The organism is Candidatus Avelusimicrobium aviculae (genome assembly GCF_949292495.1).
GTDB lineage: Bacteria > Elusimicrobiota > Elusimicrobia > Elusimicrobiales > Elusimicrobiaceae > Avelusimicrobium > Avelusimicrobium aviculae.
This window is the reverse complement of sequence record NZ_CASEZB010000023.1, coordinates 1-26,376: the sequence shown is the minus strand read 5'-3', so window position 1 is coordinate 26,376 and position 26,376 is coordinate 1. Positions and strand designations below refer to the sequence as shown.

The following is a 26,376-nucleotide window of genomic DNA, read 5'->3' as shown; positions in this document are numbered from 1 at the left end:
TTTTTGCGTATTTGTTTATTTTTTAAGCACAAATTTGCGCACGCGCGGGGAAGCCCCCGGTTTGCGTTTATACCAGCGTTTGCCGGCGGGGCGGGTCATATTTTCCACCGGTTCACCGCTTAAATCCAACCCCGGATAAAAATTATACATGAGGCGGCGGAACTTCTCTTCGTACACGCGGCTTTCATTTGCGTCCCGTTTTAAAGAGGAAACAGTAAATTCTTTCTTAAAATCCGGCTCCGGCCCGTCCGTGCCAAAACGGGTGGAAAAAGCAAGCATGCGGTCACTGCGCAGAAAAGTCTGCGGCTGGAGCGGGACATATTCCGCCAGTCCGTGCGGGCCGGTGGAATCCAGCTCCACCCGCAAACCGGCGTAGCGTTTTTCCCGGTCGGTCTTTACCACGATCCATTCCCCTTCCTCAAACCCTTTGGGACGGAGCACGGTGGTGTTTAAATTTAAGTCCGGCTCATCATACGTTTCTTCGCGCGAATCGTCCCACGTGGCAAAACTGATTTTGCGGGCAAACACCGTTTCTTTTCCGTCCAGCAGTTCCTCGGTTTCGGAAATCAGGGCGCCTTTATCCAAAAAGTCAATTTCCCATAATTTGCGGTAATTGCCGGCCTTGCGCTCGGCCGATAAATAGCGCGGCGTTTCTATAATATCCGTATTGTGCAAGAACTCCCCGTTCAGCCAAGACTGCACCCGCGTGTATTTGGGGTAATACGTCCAGCGGTATTCTTCTTGCCCGCGGCGAGCATAAACCAAGCGGCCTTGGTCATCCTTGCGGGTGGCATCATAAGTTTCCCAATCCGTGGGATTATAGCCTTTTGTTAAAACAGCCGGATTTAAACCCTGCTTGTGGGCCGCAATTTGACGCCATACATCATACGCTTCCCGAGAGGGCAGACCTCTTTCCCCTTCCCGGCTCCAGCCGCCTTGTTCCTGGCAGTTAACATACCTCTTTAAACTGCCGCGGCAAAAACTCTTCCACCCTTCCGCTCCGCCGCGGCGCGGACGCACACCGGCAACACAATCCAACCCTAAAATAAAATCATCCAAATCCGAGCAGGAAAAATCCTTTCCTCCGTTTACCACATATTCAGCCTGCGCCGCGGAACCTTCCTGCTTAGGCATGGCCAGCGCCACGCCCATATCCTGCCACAATAAATGAATATCCGGGGAGGCCCCGTTTAACGCAATAACGGCCGGGCGCTGGGCGGAACCCGCCAGCAAATACCCCACTATCTTTTTACCCCCCGCATGGGCGGACACATACTCGGGCGGGAGCAAAATAACCCGGATATCCTCCCGCGCGTTGGCATAGGCGTATCCCTGCGCGCCGGAGCCTTTATCTAACATGCGCCCAAACTGTTTGGCAATAGGCTGGTTATAAGAGCAATTTTGCTGATTGACAATCACCGGGCGGGTAAGCACTTCCTGCAAGTCTTTAAATTCCGCCGCCCGGCCGGAAGACTCAATACGGGTATACATGGAACGCAGCCAGCGGGAAACCGCCTCCCCCAGTTGGGCGGGTTCAAAAGCATATTGGCTTAGGTCCCCGTCCACACAAATGGAAACGGGCTGGCGCGCCACAATGCGCTGCAGCATAGACATGGGGGAAGCCGGTTTGTCTATCCCCCAAGGGGACGCCGCGGCTACACCACACAAAATAAGTCCGGCTAAACCAAATAGAACTTTCTTATATGCGTTCATACAATACCTATTTATATTATACGATATCCCTCTTATCCCTAACGGCATGCCTTAATCTAAAGGCCGCACCAGAACCCATTGCTCTTGATTTTCTCGGAAAGGCAAAAAACCAAGGCGTTTATATAAACGTACGGCTGGGTCTTGTTTTTGTACTGACAAAGAAACTTGTTTATATTTCTTTTGTTTTAATAATTCCAACATGGCTTTTAATAAAGCCGTACCTATCCCTTTCCCGCGGTACGGCGGCAAAACAGAAACCGCCAAAGAAGGAGTAGTATCTTCTACATGAGCAAAATCATTTATTATGCGCACCCATACTACACCCATTATGCGCCCTTCCTTTTCAGCCGCCAGTGCGCAGTCGTCTTTTAAGCGGCCAAAATGAGAAATATATATTTGAAGCTAGGGCAAATAAATAATGTCTTTAGCCGGCGGCGTGATTGTTTCGGGCACAAAAATGGCCTCATATAAAAAATCCGCAAGTAAAGGGGGTTCCTCCGTTTTAAGTGGACGAATAAAAAATCGCATATCACCTCAAAATACGTAAAAATAATACGACCATACGCTTCTGGCTTATTTTACCCGGTTATTTGCTTGCCCCGGAATGATGTATAGCCAAAATCGGTAAAACCAGCCAAAGCGCAGCGGAGCAAACCGCCGTTCAAGGAGAATTTCCGAATACGTAGATAAATTTCCTATACACCCGGCCCGGCGAAGTTCCCGAACACGGCGGGAAAGCGCTTTAGGGAAGCAGGGTATGCGCCCGGATTTGCTTACCCACGGGAAAAAGCCTTTTCCGATAAATACAAGTTTTTCCTATAAAATGGATTTTTCCTCACCGACTGAGCTTCATAACTCCAAACAGGCAACAAAAAACCCCGCCTGATAAGCGGGGTTTATAAAAGGAAAAGGCTGGGATGAGACCGACAACGATCTACTCTCTCAGCGCCGAATTGGGCGCCAATACCATCGACCCTGAAGAGCTTAACTGCCGTGTTCGGAATGGGAACGGGTGTTGCCTCTTCGGAATTATTATCAGTCTCATTCCAGCCTCTTAATTAAAAGAACAAATCTGTTTAAAAAGGAACTATCAACGCCGGTACGACAATTCCTTTTTAAAAGCGGTTGAACTCGTGCTCGCTGTTTAGTTGCAACAGGTCATCGCATCCTTTCAACCTTTATCTTATGATATCAGATATTTTAGAAAAGCGCAAGTGTTTTTACACTCACATTCTTCAATCAGGATTAAAGAATATGGCCAAGCCTCACGACCTATTAGTACAGATTAGCTGAACACATTACTGTGCTTACACACTCTGCCTATCAACCCGGTAGTCTTCCGGGGGTCTTCTGGGTAGTTAATCTACCAGGGAAACCTTATCTTGAGGCGGGTTTCACGCTTATATGCTTTCAGCGTTTATCCCTACCGAACACCGCTAATCAGCTATGCCTCTGGCGAGACAACTGATATACAGGAGGTTCGTTCATCCAGGCCCTCTCGTACTATGGACAACTCCTCTCAAGTTTCCTGTGCATACAGCAGATAGAGACCGTACTGTCTCACGACGTACTGAACCCAGCTCACGTACCACTTTAATGGGCGAACAGCCCAACCCTTCCCACCTGCTTCAGCGGGAGGATGTGATGAGCCGACATCGAGGTGCCAAACCGAGCCGTCGATGTGAACTCTTGGGCCCGATCAGCCTGTTATCCCCAGGGTAGCTTTTGTCCGTTGAGCGATGGCCCTCCCACGAGGGACCACCGGATCACTAAGTCCTGCTTTCGCACCTGTTCGGACCGTCGTCCTCACAGTCAAGCTCCTTTCTACCTTTGCGCTCAATGGCCGATTTCTATACGGCCTGAAGGAACCTTAGAACGCCTCCGTTACTCTTTAGGAGGCGACCGCCCCAGTCAAACTGCCCACCTGCCACTGTCCCCAACCCGGATTCACGGGTGTAGGTTAGAATCACAATCCACAAAAGCTGGTATTTCATTGTTGCCTCCACACCCCCCTCAAGGGATGTTTCAAAGGCTCCCAGCTATTCTACGTAATGTAAACCATAATCCAATAACAAGCTACAGTAAAGCTCCATAGGGTCTTTTCGTCTTGCTGCATGTATCAAGCGTCTTCACTTGAACCACAATTTCGCCGAGCCCACCGTCGAGACAGCGGCTTCTTTGTTATGCCATTCGTGCAGGTCGGAACTTACCCGACAAGGAATTTCGCTACCTTAGGACGGTTATAGTTACCGCCGCCGTTTACCGGGGCTTAAGTTCGCAGCTTCGCCTTGCGGCTAACCACTCCCCTTGACCTTCCGGCACCGGGCAGGCATCAGGCCCTATACATCATCTTGAGATTTCAGCAGAGCCCTAAGTTTTTGTTAAACAGTCACGAAGCCCAATTCACTGCGACCCTTTCACCATGTATTGCTACACAGCTACTTGGGCACTCCTTCTTCCGAAGTTACGGAGCTAGTTTGCCTAGTTCCTTGACGATGGTTATCTCGCGCGCCTTAGGATTTTCACCCCATCCACCTGTGTCGGTTTACGGTACGGTTATAGTAAGAACTCCCTACGAAGTTTTTCTAGGCAGTATGATTGAACCACTTCGCGTGCATCGCTGCACACTGGTCTCGGTTTTCGGCTTAGCCTTCAAGCGGATTTGCCTACCTGAAGATGCCTACGGCCTTTCACCTGGTAATCCCTCACCAGGATGGTCTACTCTTCTGCGTCCCTCCCTAGGTTATGACGCGCTTACTATAGTTCAGGAATATTAACCTGATGTCCTTCGCCTACGCCTTTCGGCCTGAGCTTAGGCCCGACTGACCCTGAGCCGACGAACGTTGCTCAAGGAAACCTTAGATTTTCGGCGGGAAGGATTCTCACCTTCCTTGTCGCTACTCATTCCAGCATTCTCACTTATTAGCGCTCCAGCACTCCTTTCGGTATACCTTCGCAGCTGCTAATAACGCTCCCCTACCCCTGTACAAAGGCGAACCAATGTACAAGCCGTAATTTCGGTACTATGCTTAGCCCCGAGTCATCTTCGGCGCAGATTCACTCGACTAGTGAGCTATTACGCACTCTTCAAAGGGTGGCTGCTTCTAAGCCAACCTCCTAGCTGTTTAAGTAAATCCACATCCTTTACCACTTAGCATAGATTTTGGGACCTAAATTGACGGTCTGGGCTGTTTCCCTCTCGCACGTGAAGCTTATCCCTCACGAACTGACTGCTGTGAAATACGCCGAGGTATTCGGAGTTTGACTGACATCGGAAGGAGGGTCGCTCCCCCTAAATCAACCAGTGCTCTACCCCCTCGGGTTAACTCACAACGCTAGCCCTAAAGCTATTTCGGGGAGAACCAGCTATCACCAAGTTCGATTGGCCTTTCACCCCTAACCCCACCTCATGTAGAAACTTTTCAACGTTTAACACTCCGGCCCTCCATTCACTGTTACGCGAACTTCAGCCTGGACAGGGTTAGATCACTTGGCTTCGGGTCTAATATGACGAACTAAACGCCCTATTCGGGCTCGCTTTCACTACGGCTGCGGAGCTCTTCACCCCTTAACCTTGCTCGGCACATTAACTCGCTGGATCATTCTTCAACAGGCACACTGTCGCACATTCCCTTGCGGGCATAGTGCTACAATAGCTTGTAGATGTACGGTTTCAGGTTCTATTTCACTCCCCTCTCGGGGTTCTTTTCGCCTTTCCCTCGCGGTACTGGTTCACTATCGGTTGCCAGAGAGTATTTAGCCTTGGAGAGTGGCCTCCCCGGATTCCCACCGGATTGCACGTGACCAGTGGTACTTAGGTACTTGTTAAGAGACGGCTAAGTTTTCGTTTAAGGGACTATCACCCTCTATGGTTGGACTTTCCAGACCATTCAACTAACTTGCCGTTTGGTAACTCTTTGTGTCTAACACGAACAAGCCCTGCAACCCCAGCCCACGCACTCTATGCGCCTGACGACACATACAGTGCGGAGGCTGGTTTAGGCTATTCCCGTTTCGCTCGCCACTACTCAGGGAATCTCGTTGATTTCTTTTCCTGTAGGTACTGAGATGTTTCACTTCCCTACGTTGTCTTCTATCACCCTATCTCCGAGCCCGAAAGCTCAGCCTTCATGTGATGATTTACAGGCTCTCACCTGTAAGGGTTCCCCCATTCAGAAATCTGCGGATCACAGGATATTTGCTCCTACCCGCAGCTTATCGCAGCTTATCACGTCTTTCATCGACTTCTGGCACCAAGGCATTCACCATACACCCTTGTAGCTTGACCATATTCTTTAATCCGACTGATTTTCATCAATCATGGTCATTTAAATGCTAGATAATTGCTTATCTATGATAACCATTAACTTTTAAGTTAATTGTTCTCATGCTTAATTGTGTAAGTGTAAGTATTTTTATTAACTACTAAAAATACAAACGCTTGGCTTTTCTAAAATATATTTTCATTTTCTCTGCTGCCCGCCAATTGCTTTTATCTGTTCAAGAATTGACTTCCGGAGCCTTACGAGAAAAGATTGAATATAAGTTATCTGATTTTCAAAGAACTACAAATTTGACGCAACATTTTTTCGCAACAGTTAATTGTGGAGCTGATCGGGATCGAACCGACGACCTCCTGCTTGCAAAGCAGGCGCTCTCCCAGCTGAGCTACAGCCCCTTAAAACTTAAAGCCGTGGGCCCGGAAGGAATTGAACCTTCGACCTCACGCTTATCAAGCGTGCGCTCTAACCAGCTGAGCTACGAGCCCAAGCTAACTAATATAAATAGGCTTGTATTAAGTTTACTTCATAAAAGAGCTTAAGCCCTGGAACTGTTAATGTGCGAGTGGCCGACTTGAAATGAATAGCGCTTTCGCGCACCAATTTAAAAGCTACCGACCTATTCTAACTTCTAAAAGAAATTAGAATAAAGGAGGTGATCCAGCCGCACCTTCCGGTACGGCTACCTTGTTACGACTTCACCCCAATCACCAATCACAACTTAGGACCCAGACGACCTGGATACTTCTGTTGCAATTGACTTTCGTGGTGTGACGGGCGGTGTGTACAAGACCCGGGAACGTATTCACCGCAGCGTGCTGATCTGCGATTACTAGAGATTCCGGCTTCATGTGGGCGAATTGCAGCCCACAATCTGAACTGGGGCATAGTTTAGGGATTGGCTCCACCTTACGGTATTGCTGCCCTCTGTCTATACCATTGTAGTACGTGTGTAGCCCTGGACATAAAGGCCATGATGATTTGACGTCATCCCCACCTTCCTCCACGTTATCCGCGGCGGTCTCCTGAGAGATCCTATTGCTAGGCAACACAGGATAGGGGTTGCGCTCGTTGCGGGACTTAACCCAACATCTCACGACACGAGCTGACGACAACCATGCAGCACCTCGGCTGGCTCCCTTGCGGGTCGCACCTACTTTCATAAGTGCTACCACCAGTCGTTCGAGCCCAGGTAAGGTTTTTCGCGTAGCGTCGAATTAAACCACATACTCCACCTCTTGTGCGGGTCCCCGTCAATTCCTTTGAGTTTTAACCTTGCGGCCGTACTCCCCAGGCGGATAACTTAATGCGTTAGCGGCGGCACGGAAGGGGTCGATACCTCCCACACCTAGTTATCATCGTTTACGGCTAGGACTACCGGGGTATCTAATCCCGTTTGCTCCCCTAGCTTTCGCACTTTAGCGTCAGTAAAGGCCCAGAAATCCGCCTTCGCCACCGGTGTTCCTCCTAATATCTACGCATTTCACTGCTACACTAGGAATTCCGATTTCCTCTGCCTCACTCAAGAACGCCAGTTTCCGTTGCAGTTTCTGGGTTGAGCCCAGAGATTACACAACAGACTTAACATTCCGCCTACGCGCGCTTTACGCCTAGTAATTCCGAGTAACGCTTGCCACCTACGTCTTACCGCGGCTGCTGGCACGTAGTTAGCCGTGGCTTATTCAAGGGGTACCGTCATTTGTTTCTTCCCCCTTAAAAGGAGTTTACAATCCGAGAACCTTCATCCTCCACGCATCGTTGCTGGATCAGGCTTTCGCCCATTGTCCAAAATTCCCCACTGCTGCCTCCCGTAGGAGTAGGGCCCGTGTCTCAGTGCCCTTGTGGCCGGTCGCCCTTTCAGGCCGGCTATCCGTCGTAGCCTTGGTAGGCCGTTACCCTACCAACTAGCTGATAGAATATAAGGTCGTCTTCAAGCGATAAATCTTTAATCTTTTAACGATGCCGCTAAAAGATGTTATGGGGTATTAGCAATCCTTTCGGACTGTTATTCCCCACTCAAAGGTGGATTCCTTATACATTACTCACCCGTCTGCCACTAAACTTACTTCGGTATTGCTACCAAAGCAAGTCCCGTTCGACTTGCATGTGTTATGCACGATGCCAGCGTTAACTCTGAGCCAGGATCAAACTCTCCATTAGAATTTATAATCTTTAAACCGCAAGCGGTTCAAAGACCGTAAATCGCTAACAGCGAGCTGTTGACTTTTGACTCTCTACTCTTTTGAATTAACTTTGGTGTCATATATATAGCTATATGACTTAGCTTTAATGAGCTTTTGAACTGTTAAACACAAAGTGTTTTTTCATTTCAAATCGCCCATTCGCACATTGCTGTCAAATTTTCAGAGAACGAAACTTCCTCGTTGCTCTCTTTTTCAAGAGGCAAAGGAAAGTTTTTCACTTCTTTACGCTGTTAAAGCTGTAAAGATATTATAACAAAATCTTTTTTATTTTGTCAAGCCTTTTTTAAAGCTTTATTTATCAACTGCTCGGCTTGTCAAAATCTTTACTACTCTTTTATTAAAGCATATTTTTTTGCGTTTGTCAAGCACTTTTTATTAAGGTTGATTTCCGCTATGCTTGTTACTACATTTATTATTAAAGCAAATTTATCTGTTTGTGTCAAGTCTTTTTTAAAACTTCTTGGAATATTCAAGAAATTCATGGCCGCTTAGGACCGGAGGGGCAAAGACTTAACGGTACAGCTAATTGTTTTTGCAAGACCCGCAAGACTAACTTGTCCGGCTGGGCTCAGTCCGTCTTCTGCCTTTTCTCTATATAAGGTGACGTTTCGCTGCCAAAAAGTTTTCTGCTTGCTTCAGACTTACAAAAACCAGAAGTTTTGTTAAGTGAATATTTAAAAGAACAATTACGACTACGAAATATAGTCTATCAAAAAAAGACAGAAATGTCAAGCCCCTTTTTCATCTTTTTCAAAAAATATTTTGAAAAGGGGTCCTTGAGCTTCTGTGGAAACAATCCTTTTTGTTTCCTTATATATCTAGTGTATATAATTTGCAAAAGAATGTCAAGCGTTTTTTCTCCGTCGGGAAAATCTTTTTTGTTGCTTTCTTTTACAAAAAACGCACCAAATATTTGCATATGGGCAAAACCTGTTTGCCCTGTTGTTATTATTATATCCTTTTTCTATAAAAAGAGCAAGCCGCTCCTGCCGCGGTAAAAATGCAATCGGCTTGCTACATATATGAGGGGGAGAGAAAACGCCGCCCTTTTTCTAAAATTTGCTATCCTTATATATATGGATAAGCAAACGCAGACCCTTTTGAAATACACCTCGCGCAGTTTATATTTAAGTGCGCGCATTTTACCCCGCACCATACGGGATGCTTTTGGCATTGCTTATCTGTTATGCCGCTATGCGGACAGTATCGCAGACACTTCTCTTTTGCCGCCTCAGCGCCGCTTGTACTGGATAGCCAAATATCCGCAAATGATTGCTCTTCCGAATGAAAAAGAACAGAAGGAATTAGTAAAAGAAATATGCGGTTCTTCGGATAATCCTTACGAGAAAGAACTATTAGAAAATCTCCCTTGCTGTTTACGGGCATTTCAGGCGCTTTGCGCACCCCAGCGACAAGCCGTATTGGAAGTAGCCCGCCAAGTATGCAACGGCATGCAGATGGACCTGCAAACTTTCCCGGCGGAAAATTCCGGACAAATCGCCTCCTTGCACACGGCACAAGATTTGGAGCACTACTGCCATTTAATGGGCGGAGCGCCCGGCGTATTTTGGAGCACCCTCATTACGCAAACCGTACGCCTGCCTATTGAAAAAGAACGTTTGCTCCTTTTGGGAAGAAACATTGGGGACGCTTTGCAAATCGTCAACATTCTGCGGGACTTGCCCAAAGATTTACGCATCGGGCGCTGCTATTTCCCGTTGGAGGAATTATCCCCTTTAGGGTTAACCCCGCAAGATTTATTAGAGCCGAAAAACTCTCCCCGCTTTGAGCCCATCAAACAAAAATGGATATATTGGGGATTAAGCAAACTGCAATCCGCTTTTGAATACATGCAGGCGCTGCCAAAAACCCAGCTGCGGCACCGGGCGGCGGTGGCCTGGCCGGTGTTATGGACGGCGGACACCTTATATAAGGTATATCAGGAACAAAATTTATTGGATGTTGCACACCGGGTTAAAATTCCACGGCGGGTGATTTATAAAACAATGCTTCTCTCCCCTTTTGTATTGCCCAGTAACCGCCTGTTTGCCAAATGGCTTGAAAACAAAATGGCGCTTTTCTCTTCTTTTAAAAACACCCTTTAAGGGCCTAATTTTTATAGGCCCTTTTTCGCCCTTGAATTTTACGGTTTCTTTATTAAAGTATAAGTACAAAGTACTCCGGGAAAGCCCGACATCTTTGGTTGCAGTTGCTGGATGCACAGCGTGTATCCCGATTGCGTGAAGACCCAGATGCGTTGCCCCCGGAAGAAAGAGGAACATAAGTCATGGTAATGACAAGAATGAGCTAAACCCCCGACTGATGATACGCGGGGGTTTATTTTTGTGTTATACAGCAGAAATTAATGTATAAGGATGTTTTCCTCAAAAAACAGAGAAATCTACTGAGTCCAATATTCTCCTAATCGATTAGGCCAACCAACTATCTTACAGAAATTAGCCCTATATGGATTCTGCGCTTCAGCCGCACCCCCATATTGCCAGCAGTATATTTCCCCCGGCGTTGTCCGCACTGATCCCCCGGAGTGTACTTTGTTGGCTATCGTAACTACAAACCCAACAGCCGCGATGGTAGATGTGCTGGTGCCTTTGCGGTCAATTAACATAACAACCATTTCTTGATTATTATGAAAAGCAATCGCCACATTTCCATGCGCACGCATATTTGGGAAAAAAGCAGGATTGATTGCCCATGAAACCGGTCCAGAATAGGGCTCACCCGGAAAATCCAAATCTAAAGCGTCCATATCAAAAGCATAAGTGCCTGTGCTCATATAATATACCTGCTGAGCCTTAAGCGCACTGTTTGCCAAGGTGAGAAGCTCCGCCGCCTGTGATTTTAGAACCGCTTTCCGGTAACTGGGCACAGCCACAGAAGCTAAAATTCCTATTATCAGAACCACCACTAACAGCTCTATTAGTGTAAATCCGCCCTTTTTATTCATAACCTGTACCCCCCTCTTGCACAACATTAAACCCACTATATCAAAAAAAAAAAACAAAGAAAGGCTTTACAACAAAGGACAATAAAGAGAAGGGGTATCGTTCGGTTTTTATCTTACTATAAAAAGAGTCCCACTTTTCCGATCGGACGAATTTGAATTATCTATTGATAACGGTGCTCTTTCTTTTTCATTTCCTTCCATACCGCCAGGGCTTCCTCAGGCGTGGCGGCTTTGGGATACTGGCCAAACACATGCGGGTGACGGCGGTGCAACTTTTCATACAAACCGTCTATTACGTCCTGTATGGTAAATTTGCCTTCTTCCGCGGCCAGCTGGCTGTGCATAAGCACCTGCAAGAGAACATCCCCCAATTCTTCCTTCATGTTTTCATCGTCTTTTTTCTCAATAGCTTCTATCAGTTCCTGGCTTTCATTTTGCAAACATTTAATTAAGCTTTCATGCGTTTGTTTCTTATCCCACGGGCAGCCGTTGGGGCCGCGCAAAATGGCAAAAGTTTCTACCAATTCATCAAAACTGTGCGTCATATAATGCATGCTCCTTTTTGGTTGTTAGGCCTTCTAAAAAATGCTATACAGTTATTATATGAAAATAAATATTCTTGCCGCTTTTTTGCTGTTCACAACAGCCCTTTTACCTTTACAGGCGCAAAACGCCCAAGCCGTGGTGGTGAAACAAGACGGGGATAAAATTTATTTAGATATTTCTTCCCTTTCTTCCCCGCTTAAAAAAGGCGATTCGTTTAAAATTATTACGGCGTCCGAGCCGCTTATCAACCCCCAAACCGGCAAAAACCTGGGCGATATATACCAATATTCTCCCGAGGGCACTATTACTGAGGTGCAGCCCCTTTACGCCGTGGGCGAAATTAAAAACGCTAAACAATACGCTGCCGGGGCAAAAGCGGTTTTAGAAAGTCAACCGGAGCAAATCCAAACCCCGGCTGCCGCGCAAAACGCCAAAGAAGAAAAGTCTTCCCGCAAGATTATCACGTATCAACCGGTGGAACAAACCATCGTCAGTTTAACGGAGGGCAACGTTACCGCCCCCAACCAAATTATTACCTTAAGCGATAAAGGCCAAGTTACCGTATACTCCCCCGCCAATGATACGTTAACTCCCGTTTTAACGGCCCATCTCCCCGCGGGAACAGAACCTATCGCCATTTCCGCCGTAGACGTGAAAAAAACGGGAGCCAGCCAACTTTTTGCCAGCTATTATAATCCTTCCCGCAAAATAATATCCACCTCCGTACTGGAAGCCCAAAACGAAAATTTGGAAACAACGAACACATTCAACTCGTTTGTGAAAGAAATAGGCTGCTCCCCGGATAAAACCCTTTGGGGGCAAACGCCGTTTGTTTTGGGCGGCAATCCCGGCAACGCCCGCAAGGTATTATATAACGGCAAAAAATTTGAGTTGGCTAAAGATGACATCAACACCCGACGGGAATGGTTAAACGGGATTAATTTTTATCCGTATGAACAAGACAAAACCGGCCTGGTATACATCACCTCCAGCGGGACATTAAAGGCCCAAACCGGCAAAGAGCGCTGGGCAAAAAGCAAAAGCCTTTTCTCTTCCACCCCAAATCGTGTAAAATATAAACAAGACGTGGTAAAATTTTATCCGTCGGTGCAAGTATATCAGAAAGGCAATACGCCTGTTATCGTGGCCGCGCAAAATACGGCCAAATTGGGCCTGCTGGCGGATTTATTTGGCCAATACAAAGACGGAAAAATTCATTTTCTTAATATAGAGAAAGGTCGTTTGGTAAGCGAAGATACCGTGGAATTAGACGGCTACGTCTATGATACGGCTTGCACGCAAGACGCTATTTTAACGGCAGAAACGCTTGAAGAAGGCTACAGTTCCATAAAAGCCATAGCCAAATAACCCGGGAGATTACTGTGACTGATTCCAATGAAAAAATTGACGTGTTAGACAAAGGCTTTATCCGCCTGGTAGATTTTATGGGTGGGGATAACCGTGTAGTTAGTTCCGCCCGTGTGTCTTTTGGGGCGGTATCCAAAGGGGAAGAACAAGACAAACGTTTAATTAAATATTTGTTGGAACACGCGCACCATACCCCGTTTGAACATTGTTATTTTCAATTTCATATTTGCTGCCCTATTTTTGTAGCGCGCCAATGGATGCGCCACCGCTGGGGCTCTTATAACGAAGTAAGCGCCCGCTACACCCAAGTAAAAGACGAATTTTATATTCCTTCCCAGTTCCGCGGGCAGGATACCAAAAACAAACAAGGCTCCGTACCCACTTCTTCTTTAGATCAAGAAACCCTGATTAAATTATATGAAGACAGCGTGGAAGCCTCTTACGCCGCTTACAATAAACTGATAGAAGCCGGCGTAGCCCGCGAAATGGCCCGCGGCGTTTTGCCCGTGTGCCAATATACCCAATTTTACTGGAGCGTTAACGCCCGCAGTTTACTTAACTTCTTATCTTTACGTACAGACAAACACGCCCAATGGGAAATACGCGTTTACGCAGACGCCATTGCCAAAATCTTCCAAGAAAAGATGCCGTGGTCTTGGGAAGCGTTTGAGGAGTTAAGCCGCAAACTGCCGTTAGGCTCCGAGTAAAATTACCTTATTTAGGGGGCTCTATGAGAGTACTGGGCATGATTATGGCCGGCGGGAAAGGGGAACGTCTTTATCCGTTAACGAAAGACCGCTCCAAACCCTCCGTTCCGTTTGGCGGCAATTACAGAATTGTGGATTTTGTGCTTTCCAATTTTGTAAATTCCGGCATTTTTTCGTCTTATGTATTAGTGCAGTACCTGTCTCAAAGTTTAATTGAATACCTGCGCACTACCTGGCGTCACGAAGGTATCATACCGGATCATTTCCTTACCTGCGTGCCGCCGCAAATGCGCTTGGGTGAAATCTGGTACCGCGGCACGGCGGATTCCGTACGCCAAAATATCAACTTGGTAAAAGATTTTAACCCGGATTTGGTAGCCATCTTCGGCGCGGACCATATTTACCGCATGGACGTACGCCAAATGATAGACTTCCACTTAAAAAACAAAGCGGATGTTACCGTGGCGGCTAATTCCGTGTCTATTAAAGAGGCTTCTTCCTTTGGCGTACTCGGGGTGGACGAGACGGACCGCATTATCCAATTTGAAGAAAAACCCGCTAAACCCCAGCCTATACCCGGAAACCCAAAAATGGCTTACGCTTCTATGGGCAATTATATTTTTAATACGGATGTTTTGCTGCAAGTGCTGCAAAAACGCTTTTGCGACGTGCCCGCCCTGGATTTTGGTAAACACATACTGCCCAAAATCTTAACGGACCACCGCACTTTCGCCTATAATTTCCAAAGTCAAACGCTCCCCGGCGCCAAGCCGTATGAAGAACAGGGTTACTGGCGCGACGTGGGAACCATAGAATCTTTTTGGCAAACCAATATGGATTTGCTGGGCCCCAAGCCTAAGCTGGATTTAAATAACCCCCAGTGGCCCATCAATACCACCTCCTCCCGGCTGCCTCCCGTCAAAAATTTGGGCGGCACGGTGACGGACTCCATGTTGGGCAGCGGGTGCTTAATTTATCCCAAAGCCAAAATAAAACACAGCGTGCTCAGTTCCGGCGTGATCGTGCACGAAGGGACCGAAATTGAAGACTGCGTGATTATGGACTCGTGCGAAATTAAAGCCGGCGCCAAATTAAAAAAAGTAATTATGGACCGCTTTAACACGGTAGCCCCCAAGCAAACCATCGGGCACGACCCGGAAGCCGATGCCCAAAAATATTATATAGATCCTTCCGGTATCGTAGTAATACCGCGCGGGAAAAATAAATTCTAACACACAAACCGCGCGGCAAAAACCGCGCGGTTTTTTATTATGCTTAAAACGGTTAAATTAAAAAATCAAGACGAAATCCTGCTGGTTCTTGGCATACAGGACAGCAAACTGCGCGCGCTAGAAAAAGAAATGCGCGTGGAATGTTTTATTAAATATAACGTCCAAGGCGAAGGGGCCGAACTGACTATTAAAGGCACCAATTCCCGCGTAGACAAAGCCTTAGCTAAAATACAAAAAGACTTGGCGCTAAGCGCACAAAAGAAACCGCTTTCTTTGTTAAAAGACGTAAAACCCTTTGCCGACAACATCCTCTTCCGCCCCGAGCACGCACGCCCGATAGAAGCCCGTACGGAAAACCAAAAAAAATACATAGAGGCTGTTTTTGCCAATGACTTGGTTATTTCCATCGGCCCGGCCGGCACGGGCAAAACTTTTCTGGCCTGCGCGTGCGCGCTGCGCGCGCTGGAGCTGGGGTTGGTACAACGCGTTGTTGTCACCCGCCCCATTGTGGAAGCCGGGGAAAAGCTGGGTTTTTTACCGGGCGATATTGAAGAAAAGGTGGACCCTTACCTCCGCCCCATTTATGACGCGTTTTATGACATGCTGGGCGCGGAGCGTTTCCGCGCGATGAAATACAATAACGTGTTGGAAATCGTCCCCCTGGCCTACATGCGCGGGCGCACGCTGGAAAACGCTTTTATTATTTTGGACGAAGCCCAAAACACCCTGCCCGCCCAAATGAAAATGTTTCTTACCCGCATGGGGTTGCATTCCAAAATGGTGGTAAACGGGGATTTAACCCAAATTGACCTGCCCCCCAAACAACAAAGCGGACTGGTGCAAATACAAAAAATATTAAAGAATGTACCGGGGGCGGCCTTTTGCCCCATGGAAGCGCAAGACATTGTGCGCCACCCTTTGGTAAAAGACATTTTAGCCGCTTACACCAAGTGGGAAAAGAAACACCCGGAAAAATAATTTATGAACGTAAATATTTTTTATCAAACGGACGTACCCAAACACCTGCGCCGCACGGGGCTTATTAAAAAAGCCGTACTGAGCGCATTGGGAGAATACCGCAAAGAAAAGGCGGAAGTAAATATTGTTTTTGTAGACAAAAAAGAAATACTGCGCATTAACAAAGCGTACTTAAACCACCATTACGTGACAGACGTCATTTCCTTCAACCAACCCCGGCCGCCGTTTACCCATGGGGAGCCTTGGGCTTTTGGAGATGTTTTTGTCTGCTACCAGGTGGCGCGGGAACAAGCCAAAAATTTTGGGCACACTTTTTTGCAGGAAATGATGATGTACGCCGTGCACGGCACCCTGCACCTAACCGGCATGGACGACCATACCCCGCCCGAACGCGCCGAAATGGACCGGCAGGCAGAAAAAATTATCGCACGCGCGCTGGCCCAATAAATATAAACAACCATTAAAAAACCGCCTGTTCAAGGCGGTTTTTATACTTCTGAGGCTAAAGGAGCTTCTTTAATTTCGGGCTTTCCTTCCGTAAACACCAAATATTGCAGCTTTCGGTGCAGCCCCACATCCACCGGCACAATGTTATGCCCGTTATTTAAATCAATATGGTCCACCTGCGTGTGTCCCACAATTTGCGTGATGGGGCTGACCGGGTAAGAATTTAACAAATCATCCAAATCTTCCCAAAATATTCCGCCGTATTTATCCGGCCCGCTGCGGGTAATGCTGATGTTAAAAATAGGATGGCGGTAAAATTCATGCTTAATGGCTTCGCGGAAAATCATGTTCATCAGCATAGACAAATTAACCGCATTGGGGTCATCCAGCTGTAATTCAAAAATTTTAAGCAACTTGCGCGTTACACCGGCGTGCGTAAACAAATATCCTTTATACGCATAGGCGGCGCGCAATTCCCCGTTTATTACTTGGCGGATTAATTTATCACGGATTAATTTTGCCTCTTCTTTATTAAAACCGGAAATTAAATAATTGCTAAGCAAAAGTTCCAGTTCATGGTTTCCTATTAGGCGGATTATATCCCCCTGCATATCTCCGGCCTGGCGCTGCAGTTTGTCCAGCAAATCATCCACCATGCGCGGCTGGGGACCACGGTCAAAAATGTCCCCCATTTGCAGCAAACGGTTATTCCCGCCGGACCAGTTTAAATGTTCATCCACCAAACCGGCATGGCGCAAGATACGAACAAAAGAATCATACTGTCCGTGCACATCACCAATAACAATTAGTTTTCTTGTTATTTTTTCATTAACCATAGTCTGCCAGGCCTATGAAATAATATAATAATAGTATACAAAAAGCATGTAAAAAAAGTGCAATCTTACTAAAAAATATGCAAATCAGCCGCAGCGTTTTAAAACAACTAAAAAAAATTGCCGGAGAACAAAACGTCCTTACAGACGCATTGTCTTTATCGCTTTATTCTTATGACTGCTCCCTCTCCCGCACCAAGCCGGATGTAGTTATTTTAGTTTCTGAGGGAAAAACGCTCCCTGTCCTTATCCAATTTTTAGTTAAACACCACATTCCGTTTACACCGCGCGCCGCGGCCACCAACCACGCGGGCGGATGCGCCACTTTATATGGTGGGGCCGTATTGGATTTAACCCGCTTAAACCGCATCTTAACTATTAACACCCAAGAAAAATTTGCCGAAGTTCAACCCGGCGTAATAACGGCAGACTTGCAGGATCAAGTCTCCCGCCTGGGCCTTTTATACGCGCCGGATCCCGCCAGCGCGCGCGTATGTACGTTGGGAGGTAACGCCGCCCAAAACGCCAGCGGCGCACGCTGTATGAAATACGGCGGCACGGCAGATTACATATTGGAGGCGGATTGGATATCCCCCACCGGGGAAACTGTACATCTCACCCGCGGCAACCCGGGACCGGACTGGATTGGCTTTTTATGCGGCAGTGAAGGCACACTGGGGCTGTTTTCCCAACTGCGCCTGAAACTAATTGATGAGCCTAAACACATAAAAACTTTTTTAGTCACTTTCTCTTCTTTGCAAGAAGGCATACAAACCGTAACCGATTTGGCCGCCCAAGGCATTATTCCCCGCTGTGTGGAAGCCATGGATAATTACACCACCAAAACGGTGGAAGAATTTTCCCACGCCGGCTACCCTACCGACGCGCAGGCTTTGCTTATTTTGGAGTTGGACGGCACCCCCAAACAAATAGAAACAGAGGCCGCCCGGCTGGAAGAAATTTGCCGCAAAAATTCCTGCCAAACTTTCACCGCCGCGCGGACCGAGGCGGAACGCGCCAAACTGTGGCTGGGGCGCCGCGCCGCTTACGCGGCCACCACGCTTACCGCGCCGAACGTTATGGTGGGGGACGGCACCGTCCCGCGCAGCCAGTTGCCGCTGGCCTTACAGAAAGTAAATGAAATTATTTCCCGTTACGGGTTAACGGCGGGGTTATTGTTTCACGCGGGGGACGGCAATTTTCACCCTCATTTAGTGTTTGATGAACGCAACCGCCTGCAGGCCAGCTTGGCGGCAAAAGCCGCTAAAGAAATTTTACAGGCCTGCGTGGAATGCGGGGGCACGGTATCCGGGGAACACGGCGTTGGCGTGGAAAAACGCGCCGCCATGGCTTTTGAATACGATAAACACACGCTGGGGTTTTTTTCTTCCTTAAAAAACGCGCTGGACCCGCAGCATCTTTCCAACCCCGGCAAAATCATTCCGGTGGACTTTGCCGAAAAATGCCGCCCGGATACGCCTTTATCCCCGGCGGAAGAACAATTAGCCCAAGAAATAAAAAAACGCTTTAACCAAAACATATCCTCTTGGGTTACGGGGGCGGGTTCCCGCCGCAAACATACAACGTCCTCCCCTCTCAACACGCGCGGTTTAAACAAAATTATAGAAGTGGACAAAAACAACTATACCGTAACGGCGCAGGCCGGGGTATCCACGGCGGAATTAGCCCAGCGGTTGGAAAAAGAAGGCGTTTTCTCTTCTTTAGCGGCGGATAAAGGAACCTTGGGCGGAGCTTTCGCCTGTAATATCTGCCCGGAATTTTCCCGCCAAGTAACCGGATTAAAAGCCCTTTTGCCTACCGGCCAGCTTGTCTGCTATGGCGGTAAAATAATGAAAAACGCCGCCGGATACAATTTATGCCGCTTGTTTGCCGGCTCCGCCGGGGAGCTGGGGCTTATTACGGAACTTACTTTTAAAATTTATGCCACCCCACAAAACCGCCTAGCGCGTAAACAGGCGGCGCAAAATTCCGTTTGGCCAAAAGCCTTCACAGCGGTCAAACAAGCCGCAGACCCCGCCTTTTTATTCGGTCAAGTAAAAGAGAGAGAAACCCATGAATGAATTCTTTTCCCCCACGTTAGACCCACGCCGCCCCAAAGAGCATATAGACGCCCTGCCCGCGCCCGGGGGTATACGCTCTCTTTATGACAGCGTGTGCTTTTGCAACCGCTGCAACAGCTGCGCGCAAAGCTGCCCTACCTTTCGTTTGCGCCAAGAAGAATTTTTCTCCCCACGCGGCAGAAACCAAATTTTGCGTTTAGTATTGGAAGGCAAATTTAAAATTGCCCCGTACCGCCGCCTCATAGAGAAAAGCATGGCTTCCTGTCTGTTGTGCGGGGCATGCGCGGCCGGCTGCCCGGGTAAAATTCCTACGGCGGAACACGTACTGGAAATGCAGCGCGCATTGGGCGTTAGGCCGCTTCCGGTTTTGCTGCACAAAATTTTATCCTGGAGGACGTCCTCCCCCCGCCTGTTTGAAACCACAGCCGCTCTTTGCCGCTGGGCGCACAACAGCTACGGCGTAAAGCTGCTGCGCGCGTGCGGTATCACCCGCCTTCCTTTTTTGCGCTGGATAAACCACGCCGACGATATCCTCCCGCATAAAATTACATTTTTACGCCAACACCTTAAAAAAGAAAATCCTCCCCATAACCCGGGTGTTTTATATCTTCCCTCTTTAGAAGCGGCTTATTTGGACGGCTCTTTGGGTCTGGCGGCATACCAAAAACTGCAGGGGCATCAACCTAAAGTGCTGTTTGGTGTTTCCAGCGGGTTGTTTGAGTATGTATACGGCTCCCTGCGGCGCGCGCGCCATGCCGCCCAAAAGCTAATGATGTCAGCCGGAAACGGCTCTACCCCGGTGGTAACGGACTCGGCGGACGTATTTTTCTTTATCAAAAATTATCCGCGTCTCTTTTCCCACAGCAAAGTGTGGGAACGCAAAGCCCGCCGCCTTGCCGCGCGGGTGCGTTTTATTGCGGATTATTTGCCTAAAAAGCCCCAAATCCAAGGCATAAACCGGGTTCAAATAGATAAAAGCGCCTTGTTCTCTTTTGAAAATGAGGCTTTTGAAAAAACGGAAAAAATATTTCGTGTTATTTTTAAGAAAAATTTGCTACATTATGGGTATAAGGACACACCCACACCTCCGTTTGGCTATAGTTTCCGCAAGGAAAATTTATCTAAAGAGGTGTGTTTTTGCAGGGTAAAAGACATCGCCCGGACACAGACCGACGCCGTATTCTTCCTTTCCGGGTTGTCCGCCATGGAGCTTAATTACTGGTTAAAAAAGTATTACCCCAGCGCCAAGGCGGAACATATAGTACGTTTGAATGGGTAAGGCTTATGCAATCGTTCAAATTGGAAGCGCCCAAACTTTCTGCCGAAGAGAAACTGAACCTGCTGGTGGAATTCGGCACCCGCGTCTCTAGCGAATTGCGCTTGGATAAACTGCTGGATATCATAGCCAAGCAAATTACCAAAATGTTAGACGTGGGGAGATGCACCATCTACTTAAAAGACGTAGAGAAAAACGAGCTTTGGTCCAAAATAGCCCAAGGGCGCGGGCTGGAACATACGGAAATACGCGTCCCGTTAAACGGCAGCGGCATTATATCCATTGTGGCCCGCACGGGCGAAACCATTAATCTTCCCAACGCTTACGAAGACCCCCGTTTTTGTATGGATGTGGACATGGTAACCGATTTCCGCACCCACACCATGCTGGCCGTACCGCTTAAAAACAATTCCGGAAAAGTACTGGGCGTATTTCAGGTAGCCAATAAGTCAGACGCCACCCCTTTTGATAAAAAAGACGAAGGCATTTTGCTTCTGCTGGCCACTTTGGCCGCCAGCGCCATTGAAATAGCCAAATTATACCAAGACGTACACGTCGCCCAGCTGGAAACCATATACCGCCTGGCCGTTACCGCGGAATACCGTGACCAGCAAGACACCCGCGCGCATTTAAAAAACATCAGCATTATTTCTTACCTGCTGGCCTTGGCGCTGGGCATGAGCAAAAAAGAAGCGGATTTAATTAAAAACGCCAGCCCGCTGCACGATATTGGCAAAGTAGCGCTGGCGGATAATATTTTGTTAAAACCGGGCAAGTTAACGCCGGAAGAATTTGAAATCATGAAATCCCACACCGTTTACGGGGGACGCATTTTAGAGGGGGCGCACTCCAAGATTTTGCAAATCGCCCATAAAATGAGTCTTTACCACCACGAAAAATGGAACGGAAGGGGTTACCCCAAAGGCTTAAAGGGAGAAGAAATACCGGTGGAAGCGCGTATTGTAACCGTGGCGGACGTGTTTGACGCGCTGTGCGTGTTTCGCGTGTATAAAAAAGCCTGGAAGACGGACGATGCCTATGCGTATATTGTAGGGGAGTCCGGCAAAGCGTTTGACCCGCGCATTGTGGCCGCCTTTAAGAAAATTTATCCTTCCATTCGCAAATTATATTCCCCGGCGGCTTCTTACGCCACAAAAGAGGAAATGGAAAATTCCTCCGCCTCAGACGCGCAAGCCGCCAAAGACTATTCACAAGAACAAAACGCTTCCGAAAGTTTATAAACAGCACCTGGCAGGCGCTGTTTTTGTTTCCGCCTTTATAAATTAATACAATATAGTGTCCTTTTGGCTTTCAACCTTAAGTACAATTTTTACTGTGAGGATTTTGATGGAAAAAGAGACCGTTTTAATAGGTTTAAGCGGCGGGGTAGACTCCGCCGCCGCCGCAGTACTGCTGAAAGAGCAGGGGTACCGCGTCATCGGCGCCACCATGTTGATATGGGATCCTTCCCTCCCCGTTCCCACGGGTCCTTACGCCAAAAACGCCTGCTTATCCCCGGAGAAGGAAGATTTAAGCGAAATACGCGCCATTGCCAAACGCTTGGATATAGAATTTTTTGCCATAGACTGCCGGGAACGTTACCGCCAAGTCGTGCTGGAAAATTTCCGGCAGGAATATGCCTGCGGGCACACGCCCAACCCGTGCGTTATTTGCAACAGCCGCATTAAGTTTGGCGTACTTCCGCAAGAGGCCCGCCGGCAAAGAATCGCCTTTGATAAATTTGCCACCGGCCATTACGCCCGCGTGTTTTTTGACAGTCAAACCGGCAAATACCAACTGAAAAAAGGGGCGGACCCGGCACGGGACCAAAGCTACTTCCTGCACCGCCTGACCCAAGAACAGCTGGCCGGCGTTTTATTTCCGCTGGGGGATATGACAAAACCGCAAATACGCGCCTTAGCCCGCCAAGCGGGCCTGGCCGTGGCGGACAAAGAAGACAGCCAAGATTTTTACTGCGGGGATTATAATGAGTTGTTGAATTTTCCCAACCGCCCGGGGGATATTGTTACACAAGACGGAACCCCCGTTGCCCGCCATAACGGCATTTGGGGCTATACCATAGGCAAACGCAAAGGCTTAGGCATAAGCGGGTTTAAAACACCGATGTATGTGGTGCGTATAGACGCGCGAAAGAATCAAGTGGTTATCGGCCCCAAAGAGGCGCTGTATTCTTCCTCTTTGCAAGCGGAGGACGTCAGCTGGGTAAGCGGGCTGCCCCCGGCCCCGGTTTTTGACTGCCAGATCAAAATACGCAACCTGCATATTCCGGCCCAGGCCCGCGTAACCGTGTTAGAAAACGGGAAATTGTCCGCCGTGTTTGAGCAACCGCAATTATCGGTAACGGCGGGGCAATCCGCCGTGTTATATGATGGGGAAAATGTACTTGGCGGGGGTATTATCTGCTAAATATAAGCCGCAAAAGCCCCATTTATGCTATAATATAAATACAAATTAAGGAAGGGCAAAAGCCTGTCTGCCCAAACCGCAAGGGTTTTGGGCGGGGGTTTTGTCTCTTTATTTGGTAAAATAAAATTATGTACGCAATTATTGAAACTGGTGGAAAACAGTACTGGGTAAAACCCGGTCAAGATCTGCAGGTTGAAAAACTGGACGCGCAAGCCGGCGATAATGTAGAACTGAAAGTTCTCTGGGCCGCTAACGAAGAAGGTACCTCAGCAGATACCAAAGCCTCTAACACGGCTAAGGTCACCGCTCAGGTGGTCAAACACTTGAGAGGTCATAAAATCCTCGTATTTAAAAAGAGACCGAAAAAAGGGTACGAAAGAACCCGCGGTCATCGCCAGGATTTAACTCAAATCAAAATCACCGACATCCAGTTGGCGTAAATTGGGAGAAAGCAATAAACTATGGCACACACAAAAGCACAAGGTTCTTCCTCTAACGGAAGAGACAGCCACGGCCAACGTTTAGGTATTAAACGCTACGGCTCCCAGTTTGTGAACGCTGGGGAAATCATCGTCCGCCAACGCGGTACGAAATTCCTGCCCGGTAACAATGTATCCCGCAGCAGTGACGACAGCCTTTTCGCCCGCGTGGCCGGCATCGTTACTTTTGAATGGGTAACCCGCGGCAAGAAACAGGTTTCCGTCTACCCTAAAGAAGGGGAAGCCAAAGAAACCAAAGCTGCCAAAAAAGTAACGGCTAAGGCCGCTAAACCCGCCGCCAAGAAAACGGCGGCCAAAAAAGCGCCTGCCAAAGCCAAAAAAGCGGAAGCAGCTAAATAAAATCGTACGGTTTTAAAAAGCGGCGGGACTCGTCCTGCCGCTTTTTTTATCCGCCTGACGAAATAAAACTGTTGTAAAATGTAGTATGAAGCAAGACCCGTTACATGTAAAACAAGACGAATGGACCTACACCTGCACGCAAAGCGCCGCACGGCGCAAAGTAAAACGCGCGCGGGGCAAGGCCAAGCGGCAACTTTCAAAAAAATTAGTAGGGCAGGCATTACGGGATACAAACAATTAGCCTGCGCAATTTGTAAGGATACGATATGCAATCAGGAAGCTTTTTAGACCGTGTAAAAATTTATGTAACCGCCGGAAAAGGCGGGGACGGCTGCCTTTCTTTTAGAAGAGAAAAATTCATAGAATTCGGCGGGCCGAACGGAGGAAACGGCGGCAAAGGCGGAGACGTGATTATCCGCGCCGAAAGCAACCTGACCACCCTCTTGGAACTGGCTTACAACCCGCATATTGAAGCCCCTAACGGCGAAAAAGGCGGCACTTATAACAAAACCGGCCGCGCGGGAGAAGATAAAATTATTCTGGTCCCCTGCGGAACCATCATCCGCCAAGACGGGCAAGTCATAGCGGATTTAACCCAGCACGGGCAAGAGGTTATTGTAGCCAAAGGCGGAAACGGCGGCCGGGGAAACCAATCTTTTAAAACCCGCAACAACACCGCCCCGCGCATTGCGGAACTGGGCCAACCCGGGGAGGAGGTAACCCTCATTTTAGAATTAAAAGTACTGGCGGATTTGGGGCTGGTGGGTTTTCCCAACGCGGGCAAAAGCACGTTTTTAACGCGCATTTCCGCCGCGCGCCCCAAAATAGCCGATTATCCTTTTACCACTTTAAACCCCAATTTGGGCATTACCATGCACAAAGGGCGCAGCTTTGCCACGGCGGACATACCAGGCATTATTGAAGGCGCCAGCGAGGGCAAAGGCTTAGGATATCAATTTTTAAAACACATTGAACGCACCCGCGTGCTTTTACACTTGGTGGACCCGGAAGGCTTTGACGCGATGGACGCGGCCGCCTCGGTAAAAGTAATAGAAAATGAATTAAAAACATTTGATAAAGAACTGGCAAAAAAGCCGCGTATCATCGCCGTAAATAAAATGGACTTGCCCTGCGCGCAAAAGGCGTATGAAAGCATTAAAAAGAAATTTAAAAAACACAAAGTAATGCTGATGTCCGCCGCCACGGGGGAAGGGGTGGACAAAGTGCTGGACGAAGTGGTGAAAGTTCTTTCCGTCACCCCGGTGCCTGCCCCGGTAAAGCCCCAAAAAACAACGGCAACACATAAGGTGGAGCCGATGTTTCGTATAGAACGGGATGAAGAAGGCGTGATACATATTACCGGCAAAAAAGTGGAAGAATTTATCCGCATGACCAACTTTTCCCAGCCGCAGGCCGTTACCCGGCTAAGAGGAATATTCAAAAAAATCGGACTGGAAAAAGCCCTGCTTAAATTTGGAGTACAAGACGGGGACCCCATGATGGTGGGCGGACGGGAATTTGAATGGAACGGCAATTTCGACGAAGAAGCCCCCGTCACCCCCGAGCACGCCGGCTACAAACAGCGTGAGACCAAAGCGGAACGTTTGGCTAAACGCCGCATGCGGCGGGAAGCCAAAAAACACTAAACACTACATAAAAAAGAGCTTGCCCTCAAGTAAGCTCTTTTTTAACAGGCAACCCTTTACAATAAACCTAATAAACAAACAGCCCCCCGTGTCCGGGGGGCTGTTCCTCGTTGGGGTTGCCAACGGGGAGGTCTGGTAAAGTGGAGTTATTCAGTCTTACAAGCCAGGCTTCTTTGTCTAGCAGTATAACAGATATAGGCCAATTTATTATCAGGTAAAAAACAACCAAAGACGGTGTTACTAGAGCCACCCATACTGCAATTTATCCCTCGAGTATCTGTAATTAGATACTGTTTAGGATTTTTATAAACAAAGTGGTCCCAATTTACAGAAAACTCTCCTCCCATATTTTGACAGACATCATAATCATTAGAGCCCTGACAAGATCCTATTCCTGCATTTGCTGCTCCAGGACAAGCAACACCAACATATTGCGATATTTTCCACGTAGGTACCTGGCCCGAATAACCAGGAGTCATGCGCCAATCGACACAGTCTCTACCGAACGCTTTCTGTTGTTCCAAACTCGCCTCATCAAAATATTTAGCAGAGTAAGGTCGAGTATCATAACAAGTATCGTCATCCCCAGGAGTGAAAGTTTTCTCTACCCAAGAAGTCGCCTGCCAAACACATGCATTCACACAAGTATCTTGGGTTTTGTCATACTTACAAGTAGCCTGGTTCCAAGTATACGTAATAGTACCTGTCTGCCCATCCGGACACTCTTCCGTATAGCTCTGCCCTTTTGTGGGTTGGCAGACTTCTTCTTGGCAGTTATCCGTTTTCTTATAACTGCAGGTAGGTTCCCCCTGCCAAGTATACGTAATGGTTCCA

General features: G+C 48.0%; 19 protein-coding genes, 2 tRNA genes, 3 rRNA genes and 1 pseudogene. 14 read left to right on the top strand and 11 right to left on the bottom strand.

The window, feature by feature from the left end:
• Positions 1-15 precede the first annotated feature (15 nt).
• The 7 genes and pseudogenes from ACQY33_RS05390 to ACQY33_RS05360 form a co-directional block, all read right to left on the bottom strand.
• Positions 16-1,713: a hypothetical protein gene (locus ACQY33_RS05390; protein WP_428074684.1), complete on the bottom strand. Its 1,698-nt coding sequence runs from the start codon at positions 1,711-1,713 to the stop codon at positions 16-18.
• A gap of 51 nt (positions 1,714-1,764) precedes the next feature.
• A pseudogene (locus ACQY33_RS05385) lies at positions 1,765-2,241 on the bottom strand (GNAT family N-acetyltransferase).
• 393 nt (positions 2,242-2,634) lie between these two features.
• Positions 2,635-2,753: ribosomal RNA gene (gene rrf, locus ACQY33_RS05380) — 5S ribosomal RNA — on the bottom strand.
• Between the two features lie 214 nt (positions 2,754-2,967).
• A 23S ribosomal RNA gene (locus ACQY33_RS05375) occupies positions 2,968-6,001 on the bottom strand.
• A 317-nt stretch (positions 6,002-6,318) separates the two neighbouring features.
• Positions 6,319-6,391 (bottom strand) — tRNA-Ala (locus tag ACQY33_RS05370).
• Positions 6,392-6,407: 16 nt separating this feature from the next.
• A tRNA-Ile gene (locus ACQY33_RS05365) sits at positions 6,408-6,481 on the bottom strand.
• Positions 6,482-6,641: 160 nt separating this feature from the next.
• A 16S ribosomal RNA gene (locus ACQY33_RS05360) occupies positions 6,642-8,153 on the bottom strand.
• The 16S, 23S and 5S rRNA genes sit together here with 2 tRNA genes alongside, the layout of an rRNA operon.
• A gap of 1,120 nt (positions 8,154-9,273) precedes the next feature.
• On the opposite strand from ACQY33_RS05360, the gene ACQY33_RS05355 reads away from it, so the two are divergent.
• Positions 9,274-10,302 carry a phytoene/squalene synthase family protein gene (locus tag ACQY33_RS05355; protein ID WP_428074682.1) on the top strand — a complete coding sequence of 343 codons (1,029 nt, stop codon included), beginning with the start codon at positions 9,274-9,276 and terminating at the stop codon, positions 10,300-10,302.
• Positions 10,303-10,598: 296 nt separating this feature from the next.
• Here the strand turns inward: ACQY33_RS05355 and ACQY33_RS05350 are convergent, their stop codons facing one another.
• Both ACQY33_RS05350 and ACQY33_RS05345 read right to left on the bottom strand, forming a co-directional pair.
• Complete coding sequence (locus ACQY33_RS05350) at positions 10,599-11,162, bottom strand: type IV pilin protein (RefSeq protein ID WP_428074680.1); 564 nt, start codon at positions 11,160-11,162, stop codon at positions 10,599-10,601.
• Between the two features lie 161 nt (positions 11,163-11,323).
• Entirely contained in the window at positions 11,324-11,707 is a 384-nt protein-coding gene (locus ACQY33_RS05345) for a MazG family protein (protein WP_428074678.1), read from the bottom strand.
• 58 nt (positions 11,708-11,765) lie between these two features.
• Here ACQY33_RS05345 and ACQY33_RS05340 point away from each other — a divergent pair, with 58 nt between their 5' ends.
• The 5 genes from ACQY33_RS05340 (at position 11,766) to ybeY (ending at position 16,440) form a co-directional block, all read left to right on the top strand.
• Positions 11,766-13,076 (top strand): hypothetical protein, encoded by a 1,311-nt coding sequence (locus ACQY33_RS05340; protein ID WP_428074676.1) that lies wholly within the window; start codon positions 11,766-11,768, stop codon positions 13,074-13,076.
• A gap of 77 nt (positions 13,077-13,153) precedes the next feature.
• Positions 13,154-13,783, top strand: coding sequence for an FAD-dependent thymidylate synthase (gene thyX, locus ACQY33_RS05335; protein WP_428074848.1), 630 nt, complete (start codon positions 13,154-13,156; stop codon positions 13,781-13,783).
• A gap of 23 nt (positions 13,784-13,806) precedes the next feature.
• Positions 13,807-15,015, top strand: coding sequence for a glucose-1-phosphate adenylyltransferase (gene glgC / locus ACQY33_RS05330; RefSeq protein WP_428074674.1), 1,209 nt, complete (start codon positions 13,807-13,809; stop codon positions 15,013-15,015).
• Positions 15,016-15,054: 39 nt separating this feature from the next.
• The gene (locus tag ACQY33_RS05325) at positions 15,055-15,993 is read left to right on the top strand and encodes a PhoH family protein (protein ID WP_428074672.1); all 939 of its coding nucleotides are present in this window, start codon (positions 15,055-15,057) and stop codon (positions 15,991-15,993) included.
• 3 nt (positions 15,994-15,996) lie between these two features.
• Entirely contained in the window at positions 15,997-16,440 is a 444-nt protein-coding gene (ybeY, locus tag ACQY33_RS05320; protein ID WP_428074670.1) for an rRNA maturation RNase YbeY, read from the top strand.
• A gap of 41 nt (positions 16,441-16,481) precedes the next feature.
• On the opposite strand, the gene ACQY33_RS05315 is transcribed toward ybeY, so the two are convergent.
• On the bottom strand, positions 16,482-17,276 hold the full coding sequence (locus tag ACQY33_RS05315; protein ID WP_428074668.1) for a metallophosphoesterase: 795 nt from the start codon (positions 17,274-17,276) through the stop codon (positions 16,482-16,484).
• A 77-nt stretch (positions 17,277-17,353) separates the two neighbouring features.
• Between ACQY33_RS05315 and ACQY33_RS05310 the strand changes: the two genes are divergently transcribed.
• The 8 genes from ACQY33_RS05310 (at position 17,354) to obgE (ending at position 25,542) form a co-directional block, all read left to right on the top strand.
• Positions 17,354-19,354 carry an FAD-binding oxidoreductase gene (locus ACQY33_RS05310; RefSeq protein WP_428074666.1) on the top strand — a complete coding sequence of 667 codons (2,001 nt, stop codon included), beginning with the start codon at positions 17,354-17,356 and terminating at the stop codon, positions 19,352-19,354.
• Positions 19,347-20,633, top strand: a complete 1,287-nt coding sequence (locus ACQY33_RS05305; protein ID WP_428074664.1) for a 4Fe-4S dicluster domain-containing protein — start codon at positions 19,347-19,349, stop codon at positions 20,631-20,633. The genes ACQY33_RS05310 and ACQY33_RS05305 overlap by 8 nt, the downstream gene beginning before the upstream one ends.
• Positions 20,634-20,638: 5 nt before the next feature.
• Complete coding sequence (locus ACQY33_RS05300; protein WP_428074662.1) at positions 20,639-21,871, top strand: HD domain-containing phosphohydrolase; 1,233 nt, start codon at positions 20,639-20,641, stop codon at positions 21,869-21,871.
• Between the two features lie 106 nt (positions 21,872-21,977).
• Positions 21,978-23,057 carry a tRNA 2-thiouridine(34) synthase MnmA gene (mnmA, locus tag ACQY33_RS05295; protein WP_428074660.1) on the top strand — a complete coding sequence of 360 codons (1,080 nt, stop codon included), beginning with the start codon at positions 21,978-21,980 and terminating at the stop codon, positions 23,055-23,057.
• A gap of 128 nt (positions 23,058-23,185) precedes the next feature.
• On the top strand, positions 23,186-23,497 hold the full coding sequence (gene rplU, locus ACQY33_RS05290; RefSeq protein WP_428074658.1) for a 50S ribosomal protein L21: 312 nt from the start codon (positions 23,186-23,188) through the stop codon (positions 23,495-23,497).
• 21 nt (positions 23,498-23,518) lie between these two features.
• Positions 23,519-23,896, top strand: a complete 378-nt coding sequence (rpmA, locus tag ACQY33_RS05285) for a 50S ribosomal protein L27 (protein ID WP_428074656.1) — start codon at positions 23,519-23,521, stop codon at positions 23,894-23,896.
• 85 nt (positions 23,897-23,981) lie between these two features.
• Positions 23,982-24,137: a hypothetical protein gene (locus ACQY33_RS05280; RefSeq protein WP_428074654.1), complete on the top strand. Its 156-nt coding sequence runs from the start codon at positions 23,982-23,984 to the stop codon at positions 24,135-24,137.
• 25 nt (positions 24,138-24,162) lie between these two features.
• A complete protein-coding gene (gene obgE, locus ACQY33_RS05275) occupies positions 24,163-25,542 on the top strand; it encodes a GTPase ObgE (protein WP_428074652.1) in 1,380 nt (459 codons plus the stop codon).
• 146 nt (positions 25,543-25,688) lie between these two features.
• On the opposite strand, the gene ACQY33_RS05270 is transcribed toward obgE, so the two are convergent.
• A partial coding sequence (locus tag ACQY33_RS05270; protein ID WP_428074650.1) for a hypothetical protein occupies positions 25,689-26,376 on the bottom strand: 688 nt, incomplete at its 5' end.